Source organism: Vibrio tarriae (assembly GCF_002216685.1).
Taxonomy (GTDB): Bacteria; Pseudomonadota; Gammaproteobacteria; order Enterobacterales; family Vibrionaceae; genus Vibrio; species Vibrio tarriae.
Window position 1 is genome coordinate 2193340 of record NZ_CP022353.1, and the last position, 18708, is coordinate 2212047.

General features: G+C 48.0%; 12 protein-coding genes. All 12 read left to right on the forward strand.

What is annotated here, in order from left to right; translation table 11 throughout:
* The first annotated feature begins 56 nt into the window (after positions 1–56).
* The 12 genes from hemL to CEQ48_RS15795 all read left to right on the forward strand — a co-directional run bounded on the left by hemL (position 57) and on the right by CEQ48_RS15795 (position 18667).
* A complete protein-coding gene (gene hemL / locus CEQ48_RS15740; RefSeq protein ID WP_089071895.1) occupies positions 57–1355 on the forward strand; it encodes a glutamate-1-semialdehyde 2,1-aminomutase in 1299 nt (432 codons plus the stop codon).
* A 253-nt stretch (positions 1356–1608) separates the two neighbouring features.
* Entirely contained in the window at positions 1609–2694 is a 1086-nt protein-coding gene (locus tag CEQ48_RS15745; RefSeq protein WP_089071896.1) for an AI-2E family transporter, read from the forward strand.
* Positions 2695–2766: 72 nt separating this feature from the next.
* Positions 2767–3789 (forward strand): 16S rRNA (guanine(1207)-N(2))-methyltransferase RsmC, encoded by a 1023-nt coding sequence (gene rsmC / locus CEQ48_RS15750; protein ID WP_089071897.1) that lies wholly within the window; start codon positions 2767–2769, stop codon positions 3787–3789.
* Between the two features lie 62 nt (positions 3790–3851).
* Positions 3852–7385, forward strand: a complete 3534-nt coding sequence (gene chiS, locus CEQ48_RS15755; protein ID WP_198301176.1) for a two-component system sensor histidine kinase ChiS — start codon at positions 3852–3854, stop codon at positions 7383–7385.
* Positions 7386–8216: 831 nt separating this feature from the next.
* Entirely contained in the window at positions 8217–9887 is a 1671-nt protein-coding gene (locus CEQ48_RS15760) for an ABC transporter substrate-binding protein (RefSeq protein WP_089071899.1), read from the forward strand.
* 169 nt (positions 9888–10056) lie between these two features.
* A complete protein-coding gene (locus CEQ48_RS15765) occupies positions 10057–11043 on the forward strand; it encodes an ABC transporter permease (RefSeq protein ID WP_089071900.1) in 987 nt (328 codons plus the stop codon).
* Positions 11044–11045: 2 nt separating this feature from the next.
* Positions 11046–12071, forward strand: coding sequence for an ABC transporter permease (locus CEQ48_RS15770; RefSeq protein ID WP_089071901.1), 1026 nt, complete (start codon positions 11046–11048; stop codon positions 12069–12071).
* A gap of 2 nt (positions 12072–12073) precedes the next feature.
* Entirely contained in the window at positions 12074–13057 is a 984-nt protein-coding gene (locus CEQ48_RS15775; RefSeq protein WP_000211040.1) for an ABC transporter ATP-binding protein, read from the forward strand.
* 42 nt (positions 13058–13099) lie between these two features.
* On the forward strand, positions 13100–14095 hold the full coding sequence (locus CEQ48_RS15780; RefSeq protein ID WP_000042561.1) for an ABC transporter ATP-binding protein: 996 nt from the start codon (positions 13100–13102) through the stop codon (positions 14093–14095).
* Positions 14096–14151: 56 nt separating this feature from the next.
* Positions 14152–15876 (forward strand): glycoside hydrolase family 9 protein, encoded by a 1725-nt coding sequence (locus CEQ48_RS15785; RefSeq protein WP_089071902.1) that lies wholly within the window; start codon positions 14152–14154, stop codon positions 15874–15876.
* Complete coding sequence (locus CEQ48_RS15790) at positions 15873–16757, forward strand: glucosamine kinase nucleotide-binding domain-containing protein (RefSeq protein ID WP_001110415.1); 885 nt, start codon at positions 15873–15875, stop codon at positions 16755–16757. Before CEQ48_RS15785 ends, CEQ48_RS15790 begins: the two co-directional genes overlap by 4 nt.
* Positions 16754–18667, forward strand: a complete 1914-nt coding sequence (locus tag CEQ48_RS15795; RefSeq protein WP_000122101.1) for a beta-N-acetylhexosaminidase — start codon at positions 16754–16756, stop codon at positions 18665–18667. Before CEQ48_RS15790 ends, CEQ48_RS15795 begins: the two co-directional genes overlap by 4 nt.
* The last annotated feature ends 41 nt before the right edge of the window (positions 18668–18708 follow it).

Below are 18708 nucleotides of genomic sequence, written 5' to 3' on the forward strand. Positions count from 1 at the left end.
CATAGGCGTACAATGCGCCCCAAAATTGGTCCGATTCATCATAAGAGGAAACTAGCATGACCAAATCAGCCGAGTTGTATCAAAAGGCGCAAACCACGATTCCGGGTGGAGTTAACTCTCCTGTTCGAGCCTTTAACGGAGTGGGTGGTTCACCGATTTTCATTGATCGTGCCGATGGCGCGCTGATTTTTGATGCCGATGGTAAAGCATACATTGACTACGTGGGATCATGGGGACCAATGATTCTCGGCCACAACCATGCGGTAATTCGTGAAGCGGTGATTCAAGCAGCACAACGCGGTTTAAGTTTCGGTGCACCTACCGAGATGGAAATTACCATGGCAGAGTTGGTCTCTGAGCTCGTTCCTTCAATGGAACAATTGCGGATGGTGAACTCGGGCACTGAAGCGACGATGAGTGCGATTCGTCTTGCGCGTGGTTATACAGGCCGTGACAAAATCATCAAGTTTGAAGGCTGTTACCATGGTCATGCTGACAGCTTACTAGTTAAAGCGGGATCTGGGGCTTTGACTCTAGGCCAACCAAGTTCACCCGGCGTTCCTACTGATTTTGCCAAGCACACCTTAACTGCTCGTTTTAACGATCTAGACTCAGTGCGTGAGCTGTTTGCGGCCAATCAAGGTGAAATCGCCTGCATTATCGTTGAACCCGTGGCTGGCAATATGAACTGCATCCCACCAGTGGAAGGTTTCCATGAGGGACTGCGTGAAATTTGTGACCAAGAAGGCGCACTGCTGATTTTCGATGAAGTGATGACCGGTTTTCGTGTCGCATTGGGCGGAGCTCAAGCGCACTACAACATCAAACCTGATTTGACGACACTTGGTAAAGTGATCGGAGGCGGCATGCCAGTCGGCGCTTTTGGTGGTCGCCGTGAAATAATGCAATACATTGCGCCAACAGGTCCGGTTTACCAAGCAGGCACCTTATCAGGCAACCCGATTGCAATGGCGGCGGGTTATGCATGTCTGACTCTACTTCGTGAAGAAGGCAATGAAAAGCGCTTAGCCGCCAAAACCAAGCAACTGGCTGACGGCTTTAAATCTCTGGCCGATCAACATGGTATTCCACTTTTGGTACACCAAGTTGGCGGTATGTTCGGTTTCTTCTTTACCGAACAAGAGAAAGTGACTTGCTATGAAGATGTCGCCCGTTGCGATGTAGAGCGTTTCAAACGTTTCTTCCACTTGATGCTGCAACACGGAGTTTATCTCGCCCCCTCTGCCTTTGAAGCAAGTTTTACCTCGCTGGCGCACGGTTCAAAAGAAATTGAAGCAACCTTGGAAGCCGCGGATCGCAGCTTTGCGATTTTGGCATTGGAAGCGAAAGCTTAACAAACTGCGTGATCTCACTTTTCAAAGGCAGCCGAGGCTGCCTTTTTCATTCAATGAAGATTTATTGCCAATAATAGACACTCAGTAGCACGAGAGCGCAAATCACTACGCCAAACCACGGAATCGGTCTACGTTTCGCTTTCTTGTCACAACATTCATTTTTATCACAACAGCCCATCTCGACCTCCGGATTGCTAAGCAGCTGAATTGGCGTCATTATAACGCTTCCAATTCCTTTAGGTGGACAACTCCTGTGTCAGAAAAAATCAAATTAGCATCCAGTCATCGCGTATTAGTTGTGGCGCTGCTGGCTTCTGCACTCGCGTGTTACTGGTTAGTCGAGCCTTATATCAACTCGATTGTCATGGCCTTCATCATCTCGTTATTGATGTTCCCTATCCATGATTGGCTTGATAAAAAGCTTCCTTCACACCATAACATCTCTGCCTTTTTATCCTGTGTGGTGCTGACCTTCATCGTGGTAATTCCGTTGTTGCTTATCTTCGGAGCCATCGTACAACAAGGATCCAAGTTCTCTCAAAACCTTTATTCTTGGGTGACCCATGGGGGAATTCAGGAGCTATTGAGTCATCCTTGGGTTGTAAAAGCGCTTAGCCTCGCGAATCAATATCTTCCTTTTGAAGAGATTAGCCCACAGCAAATCGCCCAGCGTGTTGCTCAATTTGCTACAACCTTTGGCACTAATTTAGTCAGCATCAGTGCCAAAATTCTCGGGGATGCCACCAGCTTCGTGATGCATTTTTTCCTGATGCTGTTTGTACTGTTCTTCCTACTGCGCGATCACGACAAGATCATCAGTGCGATTCGTCATATTCTGCCACTCTCTCGCAGCCAAGAAGATCGACTTTTGAGAGAGATTGAAAATGTTTCTAAATCTGCGGTGATGGGTTCTTTTTTAACCGCTATTGCACAAGGTGTGGCTGGTGGTTTAGGCATGTGGCTAGCTGGTTTCCCGGGACTCTTTTGGGGAACCATGATGGGCTTTGCTTCCTTTATCCCCGTAGTAGGGACCGCGTTAATTTGGATCCCAGCGACGCTCTACCTATTTTTAACGGGTGATACCACTTGGGCAATTTTCCTTACTATTTGGAGTATTGCGGTTGTGGGATCTATTGATAACTTACTCCGCCCCTTCTTAATGCAAGGCAGCGCAGGGATGAATACCTTGATGATTTTCTTCTCCCTGCTCGGCGGTATTCAGTTGTTTGGTTTAATTGGCTTAATTTATGGCCCGCTGATTTTTGCTATCACAATAGTGCTGTTTAATATCTACGAAGAAGAATTTCACAGCTTTTTAGATCAGCAAGATAGGAGCTAACACCAAGTTAGGGTTTCATTCAAGGGGCAGAGTATGCGAAAATCTGCCCCCTTTTCTTGAGTAGAGCGTGTCATGCAACCTTATACTGCCCCGAGTGAAATCGCCCTTCGCCAACTCGACTATTTTGCTGATAAGCATGTACTGGTCGCGGGCGAAGTTGAAGATCGTTTTCCTATCGAACTTCGTCAACATTGCGCTTCCGTTTCGGTGTTTACCACGCACTACGGCTACTACTCACAGCTCAAAGCTTATCCTGAGATTACTTGCTACTTTGGCGAGCAGTTAACTGCGGATCTCAATGCCGACCTAATTTTGCTTTACTGGCCTAAAGCTAAACAAGAGGCAGAATATTTACTCGCGATGCTGCTGGCAAAACTCGGTACAGGCACTGAAATTGTGGTGGTCGGAGAAAACCGCTCTGGAGTGAAGAGCATTGAAAAAATGTTCGCCGCTTATGGCTCAATCCACAAATACGACTCTGCACGCCGCTGCTCATTTTATTGGGGACAATGTGTCCATGCTCCAGCCGTTTTTGATATTGAGCAATGGTTTAAATCCTACGCAGTAAGCTATCAAGATCATGAGCTGACTATCCGAAGCTTGCCGGGGGTTTTTAGCCATGGCGAGTTTGATTTGGGAAGTCGCTTACTGCTCGATACCTTACCGCCCCTGAATGGCAAGGTAATCGATATTGGCTGTGGTGCCGGAGTTTTGGGCTGTGTGATGGCAAAACTCAACCCGAACATTGCATTAGAGATGACAGACATCAGTGCTCTGGCGATTCGTTCTAGCCAAGAAACCCTAGTGGCTAACCAATTGCACGGCAAAGTTTATCCATCCGATATGTTTTCCGATACCGAGCATCACTACGATTATATTGTGACCAACCCGCCATTCCATTCGGGGCTGGATACCAGCTATAGCGCCACAGAGCGTCTTCTCGCCGAATCCATCGATCATCTTGCTTCTGGAGGATCGATCTGGGTGGTAGCGAACAGCTTTTTGAAGTATCCACCAATTCTTGAGCAAGCGTTTGGTCATTGTGATATCGCCGCCAAAACCAATAAATTTGCCATCTATCACGCAAAAAAATAACTCGTTACATTTTGCCGCTTTTAACGTAAATCAATCCCAAAAGCGGCATACTCCTCACATTTTTGCGTCTATGCACACGCTTTAGCTTGGACTTACTTGTCAAAGTAAAAAAACTCGTTAATTTCGTTACTTTAGGTTTTCCTTGTCTATCACACACTCGTGCTTGGCGCTCGCCGCAGAGTTTCACCGAAAGTAACACCTTAATTATGTTTAGGTTCTATCGAAAACAAAAATTCAAACGCCTGCAAAATACGCTGATGGCAGCATTTTTGGCTCTCAGCATTATTCCATTGACCATTACTGCACTGTTTTTCCTGCATTCACACAGTAAAGATCTGGAACAGCAGAGTACTTCTTATCTTGTTTCTGTTCGGGATAATAAACAGCAACAAGTTATTGACTACATGATGGCCAAAGAGTCGGAAGTGATGGGCTTTGTCCGTTCCGAGCTGGCTTATGCCAGTGGCGGGCGTTTTTATGGTCTGGTGAATGCTTTCCAGCGTTTAGACGTCAGTATTGAAGCGGCTCGTGAGCATGCTCAGCAGCGCTATATCACCGGCTCTGGTGATCAAATAAAAACCTCGGTACTCCCCCAATCAAGCAGCTACGTGGGCAGTGAACGCTACCGACTGCTGCATAAACGCTATCACTGGGCTTATTTAGAACTGCTTAAACGTTCGGACTTTGATGACATCTTATTGGTCGATATTGATGGCAACGTCGTTTATTCGATTTATAAATATGACAATTTTGGCACTAACTTATTAACGGGCAAATACCAAGACTCCAATCTAGGCCATACCTTCAAGCGTTTAGAACAAACGGTCAATGAACAGCGCAAAACCAACGAAGATTTTACTCCTGTCGTGATTTCTGATTTTGTGCAAGAAGATGGCAAACAATACGCTTGGCTTGGCGCACCGATTATTCAACAAGGCTATTTACATAGCTACGCTATGTTCCGCTTGCCAAGTAATGCGATCACAAAACTCATCGCAGAAGGCAGTAGCAACCCCTCCATGCAAACCATTTTGGTGGGACAAGATCACCGCTCAAGAACTTTAACTTCCGCCGAAATTGCGGTTGAAAAGAGTAAAGAAGTGGTCGATTTAGCCTTATCGGGCAAACGCGCCGTAGGCACTTATACCAATACTGATGGTGAACAGATCATCGCGGCCTATGCACCGATCAATTTGAAAAATATCCATTGGGCACTGGTGGTTGAACTGCCTGAGAAAGAAGCGTTTGCTCGCGTTCGTCAGTTAGAAAAACTGTTTGTTTTTGCGATGTTGACGGCCATCGTCTTAGTAGTCATTGCCTCACATTACCTTTCCAATTTCATTACCTCACCGCTTTTGAAGCTGACATGGGCAGCCGAACGTGTTTCGGCAGGCGATCTTGATGAAGCCATGATCAATACCGAACGCAAAGATGAAATTGGCCGATTGGCGGTTAGTTTTGAGCGCATGCAGCGTTCCATTCGCGAAAAAATATCGCTGATCAAATCGCAAAACAAAGAGTTAGAGAACAACTTACTGATCATTCGTAAACAAAACGATGAGTTGCAGCTAGCGAATAAGCTGAAAGATGAGTTCCTCGCCACTACATCACATGAATTACGCACTCCATTGCATGGCATGATTGGCATTGCCGAAGCGCTGATCTCTGGAGCGAATGGTCATATTTCAGCGGCACACAAGTATCAACTCGACATCATCATCAGCAGTGGGCAGCGATTAGCAACTCTGGTTGATGACTTACTCGATTACCACAAAATGCGCTATGGCGCGCTGGATATTCAAAGGTGTGCCGTCGATTTATCGAGCGCCACGCGCTTGGTCTTAGAGCTTTCTCACCATTTACTCGGCAAGAAAACGCTGCGCATTATTAATCAGGTCTCAGAGCAACCTGTCTGGGTTTCAGCGGATCCTCAACGCTTAGAGCAAGTCCTATATAACTTGATCGGTAATGCCATTAAGTACACTTCCGAAGGCAAAATTGTTATTTCCGCGACTTATATTGACGATAAAGTGCGGGTGCAAGTGGTGGATACAGGACAAGGCATTCCGGCAGAGCAACTAGAGCATATTTTTGAGCCATTGATTCAAGCAGGTCATGACACCAGTCGTTATCGCCAAGGCGCAGGGCTCGGGCTTTCAATCAGCCGTCAATTAATTGAGTTGATGCACGGAACACTCTACGTGAGTAGCCAGCCGATGGTTGGTACAACCTTCAGCTTTACGCTGCCTCTCGCTAGTGAAGAAGAGATTGCTCAAGCTCGCTTGACCGAACTCCCTCACTTTCAAGCACCTGAGGTGTTAGATACCGAGCTGCCAGAACAAAGCACCTTACCCGAAAATGAACATGGCCCACTTCTGCTGGTGGCCGATGATGAACCTGTCAACCTGCGTGTGTTGGACAGCTTCTTACGTCTTGAAGGTTACCGTGTGCATACCGCGCAAGATGGGCATCAAGTGCTTGAAGCGATTAAACGTGAAAAACCTGAATTGGTGTTACTCGACATCATGATGCCAGGAATGAGCGGTTATCAAGTGTGTGAAAAACTTCGACAAACATACGACCACGCTGAACTCCCTATTATTATGCTGACGGCACTCAACCAGTCTGATGACCGAGTGCGAGGGTTTGAAGCCGGAGCCAATGACTACTTATCCAAACCATTCAACAAGCAAGAGCTGGCCGCGCGCATTGTCGCTCACCTCACGGCTAGCAAAGCGGAACTGCGCCGAATTGAGAATGCCCAGCTACAAAAAGAGTTGAAGCATCGAGCTATGGTAGAAGCGAGCCTACTGGAAACCCAAGGCCGCTTATTGGAACAGTTAGAATCTGCGCCAGAAGCGATTTTGTGCGTCAAAGAAGGCAATAAAGTACGTTTTGCTAATGAAGCGGCAGCACGTTTATTTAGACGTACCCCTGAGCAGCTCAAACGCTCCAACGCCGAAGAGTTGATTGCACCTAAATTCCTGAATATTGAACAAGAGCATTACTGCGGCAATATCGATGTTTACGTCGATGATGTTCGCCAGCATCTCTCTGCAGATGTCCTGCGCTTGCCGCAAGGTTCTGGCTTACAAGCGATGTACATTTTTAATGTCGGCGGCAGCGTCAATGCCGCACGGATTCATAACCTAGAAACCGCGGTAGAAGCCCTGTCTAGCTATGCTTTCGAAGGCGATAAAGACAAACTGCAAAAACTCAAGGAACTGGGTGGTGAGTTTACTCGTCTTGCTGATAAAGCTTCTGGCGAGTATCAATCGAAACAAGATTTGATGCGTGCCGTGTTAGTCGAAGCCATGACCAGTGCCTTGAACTATTGGGAGCGAGTCTCAGGACAGAGCAAGTTTACTTTTGCAGAGCAAAGTGGCTTATGGCGCGTTTATCTTGACCGCAGCACGCTACAAACTCGTACCCTAGACAAATACTTACGAATTGAGACACTGCCTAAAACACCGCGTTGGCGAACCGTACTGAACTCGCTCGACTACATTCTTGAGCATTGCAAAGAAGCAGGTCCTGAACGCACTCACATCGAAATGCAGCGCGATAAATTACAAAAACTCCTGACCAGTGAGTAAAGCAATCCACCAGCTAGTCATAAAAACCACCGCATGGTGGTTTTTTATTACCATAACAAAACGCTTTCCCAGCGCGGTTATTCAACGTATTGAAGTTGCATACCCAAGCGACTTGGAATTGCAGGTAGGTGACAAGTGAGTTTATCCCCATGAGCATAGACAAACTATGTGATTGGGGTGAAAAAACGAAGCCAACACCGCTGCAGCTTCCAATCGCAGAAGAATACGTCCCTTCATATTGAGCACCAGAGTGACACACTCAGACTTGATTCAAGAGATAAAAAAAGCATATTACTCCCCTCTTCTTGTATTCAAAAAGTAGGGATAAAACGGTAAGAAAGGACAGCAAATTCCTGATTCAGTCAGCCTTTGTTTGAGATTGCGAAGGGGGTCACAACAATTCGCCAGATTTAATTTAATTGATTAAATTAACGTAAAATCAGGCTAGTGAGCAAGATCTCGCTAATAGAAAACAGGCAAAAAAATCATTATATAAAAAGGAAAACAAAGTAAGTAAGCACTAACAAAGTGAACTTAACATCACACGTTTTGCGAGGTGAATCACTGAGCGTTTTTTGTATAAAAATCACACACCAGAAGGTATTTTGACGTTAATAACGTAGGCCACCCAAGTTTTGACGTTTTTAACGGGAATTGGAATTGATAAATTTCTTGGCAAGGTGTCTTCTTACTCCTGCCAAAGGCCTACAGGCCACTCATAACTCCCTTTCCTCCGACGGGGTAAAGTGATGAGGTAGGTCTTGGAGAGTGTTTATCAATTGATGACATTCCATCCATTAGTGAAATGAAAGCAACTAGTAAGGAACAGCTATGCTTGCCAATATTAAAAAGACAGCACTAGCCGCCGCAGTAATCGCAGCAGCAACCAGTGTCTCAGCTCCAGCGTTTGCACGTAGTGAGCTCACCATCGTGCCAGATTTCTACCCTACAATGGTACGTAACTTCAACCCGTACCTAGCGACTAACCTACGTACAACCACCGATTTTATCTATGAACCTCTGGTTGTATTCAATGAAATGAAAGGTAATACGCCTGTTTTCCGTCTAGCTGAAAGCTACAAAATGGCTGACGACCTAATGAGCGTGACTTTCGATATCCGCAAAGGTGTTAAGTGGTCTGATGGTGAAGCATTCACAGCTGACGACGTGGTTTACTCTTTCGGCCTGCTGAAAGCGAAACCAGAACTTGATCAACGTGGTATCAACAAGTGGGTTACCAGCGTTGAGAAAGTTGACGAATATAAAGTGCGTTTCCGTTTGTCTGAAGCAAACTCAAACGTACCTTATGAAATCTCTCTGATTCCTATCGTTGCTGAGCACGTATGGAAAGAAGTGAAAGATCCAACGACCTTCACTAACGAAAACCCAGTAGGTACTGGTCCTTTCACTGTGATCGACACTTTCACACCACAACTGTACATCCAGTGTCGTAACCCGAATTACTGGGATGCGTCAAACCTAGAAGTTGACTGTCTGCGTGTTCCACAAATCGCAAACAACGACCAACTACTGGGCAAAATCGTTAACTCTGAGCTCGACTGGACTTCTTCATTTGTTCCAGATATCGACCGCACTTACGCCGCAGCGAATCCTAACCACCACTACTGGTATCCAGCAGCAGGTACTCAGGCGTTCATGGTGAACTTCAAAAACCCAGATGCAGCGAAAAAAGAAGCATTGGATAACGTAGAGTTCCGTCGTGCATTCTCTATGGCTCTGGATCGTCAAACCATCATTGACATCGCCTTCTACGGCAGCGGTACAGTGAACGACTTCGCATCAGGTCTAGGCTACGCATTCGAAGCATGGTCTGATGAAGCGACCCACAAAAAGTACAAAGGCTTCAACACCTATGACGTTGAAGGCTCTAAGAAGCTACTGGCAAAAGCGGGCTTCAAAGATGTGAACGGTGACGGTTTCGTTGAAACTCCATCAGGCAAATCTTTTGAACTGCTGATCCAATCTCCAAACGGCTGGACTGACTTCAACAACACAGTTCAACTGGCGGTTGAGCAGCTACAAGAAGTGGGTATCAAAGCGAAAGCACGTACTCCTGAATTCGCGGTTTATAACCAAGCGATGCTAGAAGGTACTTACGACGTTGCGTACACCAACTACTTCCACGGCGCTGACCCATTCACTTACTGGAACAGCGGCTACAACTCAGCACTACAATCTGGTGATGGTATGCCACGCTTCGCGATGCACTACTTCACAGACAAGAAGTTAGATGGTTTGCTAGACAGCTTCTACAAAACAGCGGACAAGAACGAGCAGTTAGCGATCGCTCACGGTATTCAGAAGATCATTGCTGAAAACCAAGTCACTATCCCTGTAATGTCTGGTGCATGGATGTATCAGTACAACACCACTCGTTTCACTGGCTGGTGGAGCGAAGAAAATCCGAAGGGCCGTCCAAGCGTTTGGGCTGGTATCCCAGAGCGTCTACTACACGTACTGGATCTGAAACCAGTTAAGTAATACACGTTCATTTCTTGCGGCGCACGCTGTGCGCCGCCTATCTAAATCCCCTCATGTTGTTAAGCAAACATATGGCGCTCGTTGTCAGGGGATTTCTCGCTCTCAAATTCGCTAGGGGCGAGACCTGAAACCAGAGACAGGACAAAACTGGGTGAGTAAGGTGTAAGTTATGGGTTACTTTTTAAGACGATTGTCGTTCTATTTTGCCGCGTTGCTGGTCGCAGCAACATTAAACTTTATTATTCCGCGTGCCATGCCTGGTGATCCCGTCACCATGATGTTTGCCAACGCAACCGCACAAGTTACTCCAGAGCGTATCGAAGCCATGAAGCAGCTTCTTGGCTTTGTAGAAGGTCCTTGGTATGTGCAGTATCTGACGTACATCAAAAGCATTCTTACTTGGGAGTTGGGTACTTCAATCAAATTCTACCCTTTAAGTGTGAACGAGCTGCTTGGTGGTGCATTTGGTTGGTCACTGTTCCTGGCGGGTACGGCGGTTATCATCTCTTTCTCCATAGGCTCTGTGCTCGGTATTTTTGCCGCATGGAAACGGGGCAGCCGTTACGACACTTTTATTACACCGGGAATGCTGGTGATTCAGGCTGTACCACAAGTGGTTATTGCCATGCTCGCCATGTTCACCTTCGCCATCGGTTTAAGTTGGTTCCCGACTGGCTACGCATACACAGCAGGTACCACTCCAGATTGGACGAGTTGGGCATTCATCAAAGATGTAGCCTATCACGCCTTCCTTCCTCTGGTTTGTGCTTCTATCGTGCAAATCGGTGGTTTCTTGGTCAACATGCGTAACAACATGATTAACCTGCTAGCTGAAGATTACATCACCATGGCAAAAGGCAAAGGCCTGAGCGAAAACCGCGTGGTATTTAACTACGCAGCACGTAACGCCCTACTGCCAAGTGTGACCGCACTTTCTATGTCGCTCGGTATGGCGATTGGTGGTCAGCTGATTATCGAAATCATCTTCAACTACCCAGGTTTAGGCACTGTATTGTTCAACGCGATTACCGCACGTGACTACCAAGTTCTGCAAGGCCAGCTTCTGATCATGACGCTGTTCATGCTGTTCTTTAACCTGCTGGCGGACATGTTATACGTTGTTCTAGACCCTCGCTTACGCAAGGGAGGTAAATAATCATGAAAGCACTTTGGAAACTCTTACGCGGCAACCGTATGGCGATGATTGGTGTCACCATCTTAAGTCTATTCTTTCTGCTCGCGGTCGCAGCACCACTTCTTACCTCGCATGAGCCAGATAAACGTACGGGTAATCCGCACGAATACCCCGCTTTTGTCGTAAAAGCGGCTAAAGCGAATCCTGATGGCTGGATTGCCGAAAACCTAGCGACAGATCGCCGCACTCTAGCGATGTCGAAAAAAGCTGACCACATACTAGGCACCACACGTATGGGTCGTGATGTGTGGTCACAAGTGGCTTATGGTGCTCGCGTATCCTTAGCTGTGGGCTTCGGCGCTGGTATCACGGTCTGTTTCTTAGCCACCGTCATCGGTGTCTCTGCGGGTTATTTTGGCGGGAAAATCGACGATTTCCTCACCGCCGCAATGAACATCATGCTGGTCATTCCGCAATACCCACTGCTGTTCGTATTAGCCGCCTTTATTGGGGAAGCGGGACCTCTCACCATAGCACTGATTATTGGTTGTACCTCCTGGGCCTGGGGTGCGCGGGTGGTTCGCTCGCAAACCATGGCACTGCGTGAGAAAGAGTTTGTGAAAGCTGCAGAAGTGCTGGGTGAATCCTCATGGCGCATCATCTTTGTTGAGATTCTGCCAAACCTGATTTCAATTGTCGGCGCAAGTTTTATCGGTTCGGTGATGTACGCGATCATGATGGAAGCGACGATCTCCTTCCTAGGCTTGGGCGATCCTAACACCATCAGTTGGGGCATCATGCTCTACAACGTACAAACCTCATCTTCGATGCTGATCGGCGCTTGGTGGGAACTGCTGGCACCTTGTTTATCTTTAACTCTGCTGGTTACAGGCCTTGCTCTGCTGAACTTTGCGGTTGACGAAATTGCTAACCCACAACTGCGTTCACACAAAGGTATGAAACGCTGGAAGAATCTGGCCAAGCAAGACCAAAAAGCGCGCCAACCGAACGTACCACCACAAAATGCACTTTGGAGCGGAGATAAATAATCATGACTACGCCATTAATCTCAATCCGCAACTTATGCGTGGACTACATTACCGATGCTGGTGACGTCCGTGCCTGTAACAATGTGAGCTTTGATTTAGCCCCCGGCGAGGTGTTTGGCCTTGCGGGTGAATCCGGTTGTGGTAAATCAACCGTTGCCTTCTCGCTGATGCGTCTTCATAAGCCGCCCGCATTCATCACCGGTGGCGAGGTGATTTTCAACGGTGAAGACATCCTGCAATACAGTGATGAGCGCATGCAAGCGTTCCGTTGGAAAGAAATGTCGATGGTGTTTCAAAGTGCAATGAACGCGCTGAACCCAGTTCTAACTATGGAAGAGCAGTTTTGCGATGTGATCATGCGCCATACCAATATGACGCGTGAACAAGCTAAACGTCGTGCGGAAGGGCTGTTAGAAATTGTGGATATTCACCCAAGCCGTCTTAACGATTATCCGCACCAGTTCTCGGGTGGTATGCGTCAACGCTTGGTGATTGCGATTGCGCTCGCGCTCAATCCAAAAATGATCATTATGGATGAACCCACGACCGCACTAGATGTTGTCGTTCAGCGTGAAATTCTGCAGAAGATCTACGCACTCAAAGAAGAGTTTGGTTTCTCTATTCTGTTCATTACTCATGACTTGTCACTGATGGTCGAGTTCTCAGACCGTATCGGCATCATGTACTCCGGTGAATTGATTGAAGTGGCACCTTCAAAACAGATTCTGGAAACCCCTTACCACCCTTATACCAAAGGGTTGGGAAGCTCTTTTCCACCATTAACTGGACCAAAAACAAAACTCACAGGTATCCCTGGAAACCCGCTCAACCTGTTGGACATTCCTCAAGGTTGCCGTTTCCAAGCTCGCTGCGACCGAGTTCATGAAGCTTGCACTAAGGTACCGACCGTACTGCGCCAAATCGAGCATGGCCGCTTTTCTAACTGCCATCTCTATACGCAATCGAACGCCACTATAAAACGCTAAGGCGCACGGCAAAGCAGTAGCAAAGAATTTCTGGAGACAATTATGAGCAAACCACATGGCGAATTACTGGTTGAGGGAAAAAATCTGGTTAAAGATTTTGCCATCAACAGTAACGCACTCAAACAACCCATGATGCGTGCCATCAACGACGTATCATTCAAAATGTACAAAAGCCGCGGTTTATCTGTGGTGGGTGAGTCTGGCTCAGGCAAATCCACCACCGCCAAGATGATCGCCAAAATGTACGCGCCGACCTCTGGGGTTATCGAGTACAAAGGCCGTGATATTCAGGAGATCGTTTCTCGTGACGACCTGATGCATTACCGCGAAGGCGTACAGATGGTATGGCAAGATCCATTTGGCTCACTCAACCCAACCCATACCATTTTCCACCACATTGCTCGCCCGCTGCTGATCCACAAAAAGGTTACGCCGGGCAACAAAAAAGAATTGGAAGAGCGTGTTTACGAACTGCTTGAGCAAGTAGGTCTCATCCCACCGAAAGCTACGGCCGCGAAATATCCGCACCAACTTTCTGGTGGTCAGCGTCAGCGCGTTAACTTAGCACGTAACATTGCTGTTGGTGCTGAGGTTGTTCTGGCTGATGAACCCACTTCAATGCTCGATGTGTCAATCCGTGCAGGCGTACTCAACCTGATGGAAGAGATGAAGTTTGAGCGTCAAATGTCACTGCTGTACATCACGCACGACATCGCGACCGCTCGCTACATCGCTGAAGATTTAGCCGTTATGTACGTAGGACACATGGTGGAATGGGGTGATACCGATGAGATCATTCACGATCCTCAGCACCCTTACACCAAGCTGTTAGTCTCTGCGGTACCCGATCCGAAAAAGTCGATCCACGAAAAATTGGAAGGCAACAAAGGCGAGATCCCACTGTGGACACCTAACTCTGTCGGCTGCCCATTTGCAGGACGCTGTTTGCACGCTTCCGCGAAATGTCGCGAAGCCTTGCCAGAAGTCACTCAGTTGTCTGACAACCACTTTGTTCGTTGTTATCTGTTTGAAAAATAAAACCAGCAGCTCCCTCTCGTAGGGAGCTTGCTCAATCCATACTGCGGAGAAAATGAATGCTGTTACTGACCAACCACATTGGCTATGAAACCCAAGGCCCTAAACAGGCGGTGTTACTGTGTGGACAAACACAACTCATGGACGATTGTGTGCTTTTGGTTTGCGCTCGTAGTCACCAAACCGTTGCCAAGCTCGCTATTGAGTGGCACGGCAAGATCGACAACTGGCATCAGGGACAATTTCATCGTATCGATTTTTCCGATTTCACGACGCCAGGCGACTATTATCTGCGCCTGGAACACACGCATTCTGCCACTTTTACTATTGCGCGAGGCGTATTAATGCAACGCACATTTTCTGATGTGCTGCACTACTTTAAATCGCAACGCTGCTCTGGGCAGTTTGATCAACAAGACAAGCAAGTACCGCTGCTGGGCACATCAACCACTGCCGATGTGCACGGTGGCTGGTACGACGCTTCAGGTGACGTTAGCAAGTATCTCAGTCACCTTTCTTACGCTAACTATTTGAACCCACAACAAACACCTTTGGTGGTCTGGAACATGCTCAAAGGGTTAGCGGTTTTACAACATCACTCGGGTTTTGCATCGTTTTCTCGCACTCGCCTCAAGGATGAAGCGTTGTTTGGTGCTGATTTTCTACGCCGTATGCAAAACTCCGAGGGATTTTTTTATATGACCGTCTTTGACAAATGGAGCAAAGACACCCAACAACGGGAGATTTGTGCCTACGCGACCCAACAAGGCCATAAATCCGATGATTATCAAGCGGGTTTTCGCCAAGGTGGTGGCATGGCGATTGCTGCACTTGCCGCAGCCGCGCGTTTGGATACGCACGGCGAGTTCACACAAACTGACTATTTACAGGCGGCAGAAAAAGGCTACTGGCACCTCAAAGAGCATAACCTCGCCTACCTCAATGATGGGGTTGAAAACATCATTGATGAGTACTGCGCACTCTTGGCGTGTTGCGAACTTTACCGCACGACAGAGAATGACCAATATCTGGCTCAAGCTCGTGAGTGGGCACAGCGTTTAGCCAAGCGTCAATGCAGCGATGAACAAATTGCGCACTACTGGTCTGCCACCAGCAACGGTGAGCGCCCATACTTCCACGCCAGTGATGCTGGTCTGCCTGTCATTGCACTTTGCGAGTATCTGAATATTGAAACGGATACGGCTAACTACGCTCAACTCCAAAGAGTGGTCGAGCAAGCCTGTCAATTCGAGTTAGCGATAACTCAACAAGTCTCCAACCCGTTTGGGTACCCGCGTCAGTATGTCAAAGGGGTGGAAAGCGCCAAACGCACCAGTTTCTTTATCGCCCAAGACAACGAAAGTGGTTACTGGTGGCAAGGTGAAAATGCCCGTCTCGCCTCGCTGGCGAGCATGGCTTATCTTGCTCAGCCTCATTTGAGTACCGCCATCGCTAAGCCACTTGAACAGTGGTCACAAAATGCCCTGAACTGGATTATTGGGCTCAATCCTTACAACATGTGCATGCTCGATGGACATGGGCACAATAATCCCGATTACTTACCTCATTTAGGCTTTTTCAATGCCAAAGGCGGTGTGTGTAACGGCATAACCGCGGGCTTTGATGACCCAAGAGATATCGCGTTTAACCCTGCAGGGCAAAAAGATGACATGCTGCAAAACTGGCGTTGGGGAGAACAATGGATCCCGCATGGCGCTTGGTATCTGCTTGCCATCATCAGCCAATTTGCTCACTTTACCGCTCACGGGGAGGAGAACCAATGAACTACTACGTAGGCATTGATGGCGGCGGTACATCCTGCCGTGCTCGCATTCGTAATCAGCAAGGTGAATGGGTTGGCGAAGCCAAAAGTGGCAGCGCCAACATCATGCTCGGTGTTGAGGTGGCGTTGCGTTCTGTAGTCGATGCAATCACCCAAGCGGCAGAGCAAGGCGGATTATCACCAGACGACTTCCCTCGTATGCATGTAGGTCTTGCTTTGGCTGGTGCGGAGCAAAAAGAGGCGTGGCACGCTTTTATGCAGCAAGCGCACCCTTTCGCTTCCATCACGCTTAACACCGATGCTTATGGCGCTTGTCTTGGCGCGCATCTTGGTGAAGAGGGCGCGATCATGATCGCTGGAACCGGATCGTGCGGCATTTTGCTAAAAGGTGGCAAACAGTACGTGGTTGGCGGTCGTGAGTTCCCAATATCCGATCAAGGCAGCGGCGCCGTCATGGGCTTACGCCTGATTCAACAAGTGCTGCTCGCACAAGATGGCATCCGTCCCCATACCCCGCTGTGTGATGTGGTGATGAACCACTTTAACCATGATATTGATGCCATTGTTGCTTGGTCTAAAACCGCCCTGCCTCGCGATTATGGGCAATTTTCACCTCAGATTTTCAGCCATGCCTATTGCGGCGATCCTCTCGCGATTGAATTACTCAAACAGACCGCCGCAGACATTGAAATGTTCCTGATCGCCTTACACCACAAAGGCGCAGAACGCATCTGTTTAATGGGCAGCATTGCTGAGCGTATCCAAGATTGGCTCTCCCCACCGGTACAGCAGTGGATTGTCAAACCGCAATCGGATGCTATCGAAGGCGCATTAATGTTTGCCGGTAAGCCTGAGCACAACCTGTATAAGGATGGTTTATGAGTTATCGAATTGAATTTGCGGTGCTCTCGGAACAAAAACCGGATTGCCGTTTTGGTTTAACCCTGCACAATTTGAGCGATCAAGATCTGCATGATTGGTCGCTGTATTTTGTGATTGATCGTTACATCCAACCCATGAGTGTGACCAACGGTCAACTGACCCAAGTCGGTAGCTTATGTTCGATTGTTCCAACGGAAAAAGTGTTGCCAGCCAATGGCCACTTTTATTGTGAGTTCATCATCAAAACCGCGCCTTACCATTTCTACACCGATGGGGTAAAACACGCGTTTGTCCAACTCAATGATAAACAGCCTGTCGAACGAATTAACGTTGCGGTTAACCCTATCGTTCTCGCGTCACCATTTCGCGAGCGTAGCCAGATCCCTGAAGTGACCGCGGCTGAGCTCTGCCTCATCCCCAAACCTAACTCACTGCAACGTTTCCAAGGTGAGTTTGTGGTCAACCACTCCAGCCAGATCTCGCTGCAATCGGACTCGGCCGCGCGTGCTGCACGCTGGTTAGAGCAAGAATTACATGCACTGCATGGGTTCAAACTGAATACGGTTGGCCATAGCGATATCGTCTACCGCAGTAATCCCACGCTCGATGAGGGCCATTATCAACTCAATATCGAAGCGCAAGGGATCAAGATTGAAGCAGGCAGCCATAGTGGCTTTATGCATGCCAGCGCGACGTTGCTGCAACTGGCGCAAGCGCATCAAGGCTCATTGCGTTTTCCTCTGATCAAAATTGTCGATGCACCGCGCTTTAAGTATCGCGGCATGATGCTCGATTGCGCCCGCCATTTTCACTCGCTTGAGCAGGTCAAACGAGTGATCAATCAACTGGCACACTACAAATTTAACGTGTTCCACTGGCATCTGACTGATGATGAAGGTTGGCGTATTGAGATTAAACGCCTGCCGCAACTGACAGACATTGGTGCATGGCGTGGCATGGATGAAGTGCTGGAACCTCAGTACAGCTTACTCACCGAGCGTCATGGCGGTTTCTATACCCAAGAGGAGATCCGTGCAGTGATTGAGTACGCCAGCGATCGTGGCATTACTGTCATCCCTGAAATTGACGTACCAGGGCACAGCCGCGCCGCGATTAAAGCGCTGCCGGAATGGCTGGTCGATGAGGAAGATTGCTCGCAATATCGCAGTATTCAGTACTACAACGACAACGTGCTCTCCCCTGCACTGCCGGGCACTTATCAATTCCTCGACATCGTATTGGAAGAAGTGGCTGCGCTGTTTCCAAGCCAATTTATTCATATCGGTGCAGATGAAGTTCCACACGGTGTGTGGGTAGATAGCCCGAAATGCCAAGCCTTAATGCAAGAGCAAGGCTATACCGACCCGAAAGAGCTGCAAGGCCACTTACTGCGTTACGCCGAGAAAAAACTCAAGAGCTTAGGTAAGCGTATGGTCGGCTGGGAAGAAGCTCATCACGGCGACAAAGTGAGTAAAGATACGGTGATTTACTCTTGGCTATCGGAAAAAGCCGCCTTGGATTGCGCCAAACAAGGCTTTGACGTGATTTTGCAGCCGGGACAATTTACCTATCTCGATATCGTTCAAGACTACGCTCCTGAAGAACCGGGCGTGGATTGGGCGGGTGTTACTCCGCTAGAACGCGCTTACGGTTATGAACCGTTAGCCGACGTTCCGGCCAATGACCCACTGCGTAAACGCATTTTAGGTATTCAATGCGCCTTGTGGTGTGAATTGATCAATAACTCAGAACGCATGGAATACATGCTCTATCCACGTCTCACGGCATTAGCAGAAGGCGGTTGGACAGAGAAATCCCAGCGTGACTGGTTGGATTATCTAGCGCGTTTGAAAGGCCATTTACCACTGCTGGATAAGCAGAAAATACCTTATCGCGCGCCTTGGAAGTAATTCTGCCTTGAAAGTAATTCTTCCGGAAATCGTAACGACGG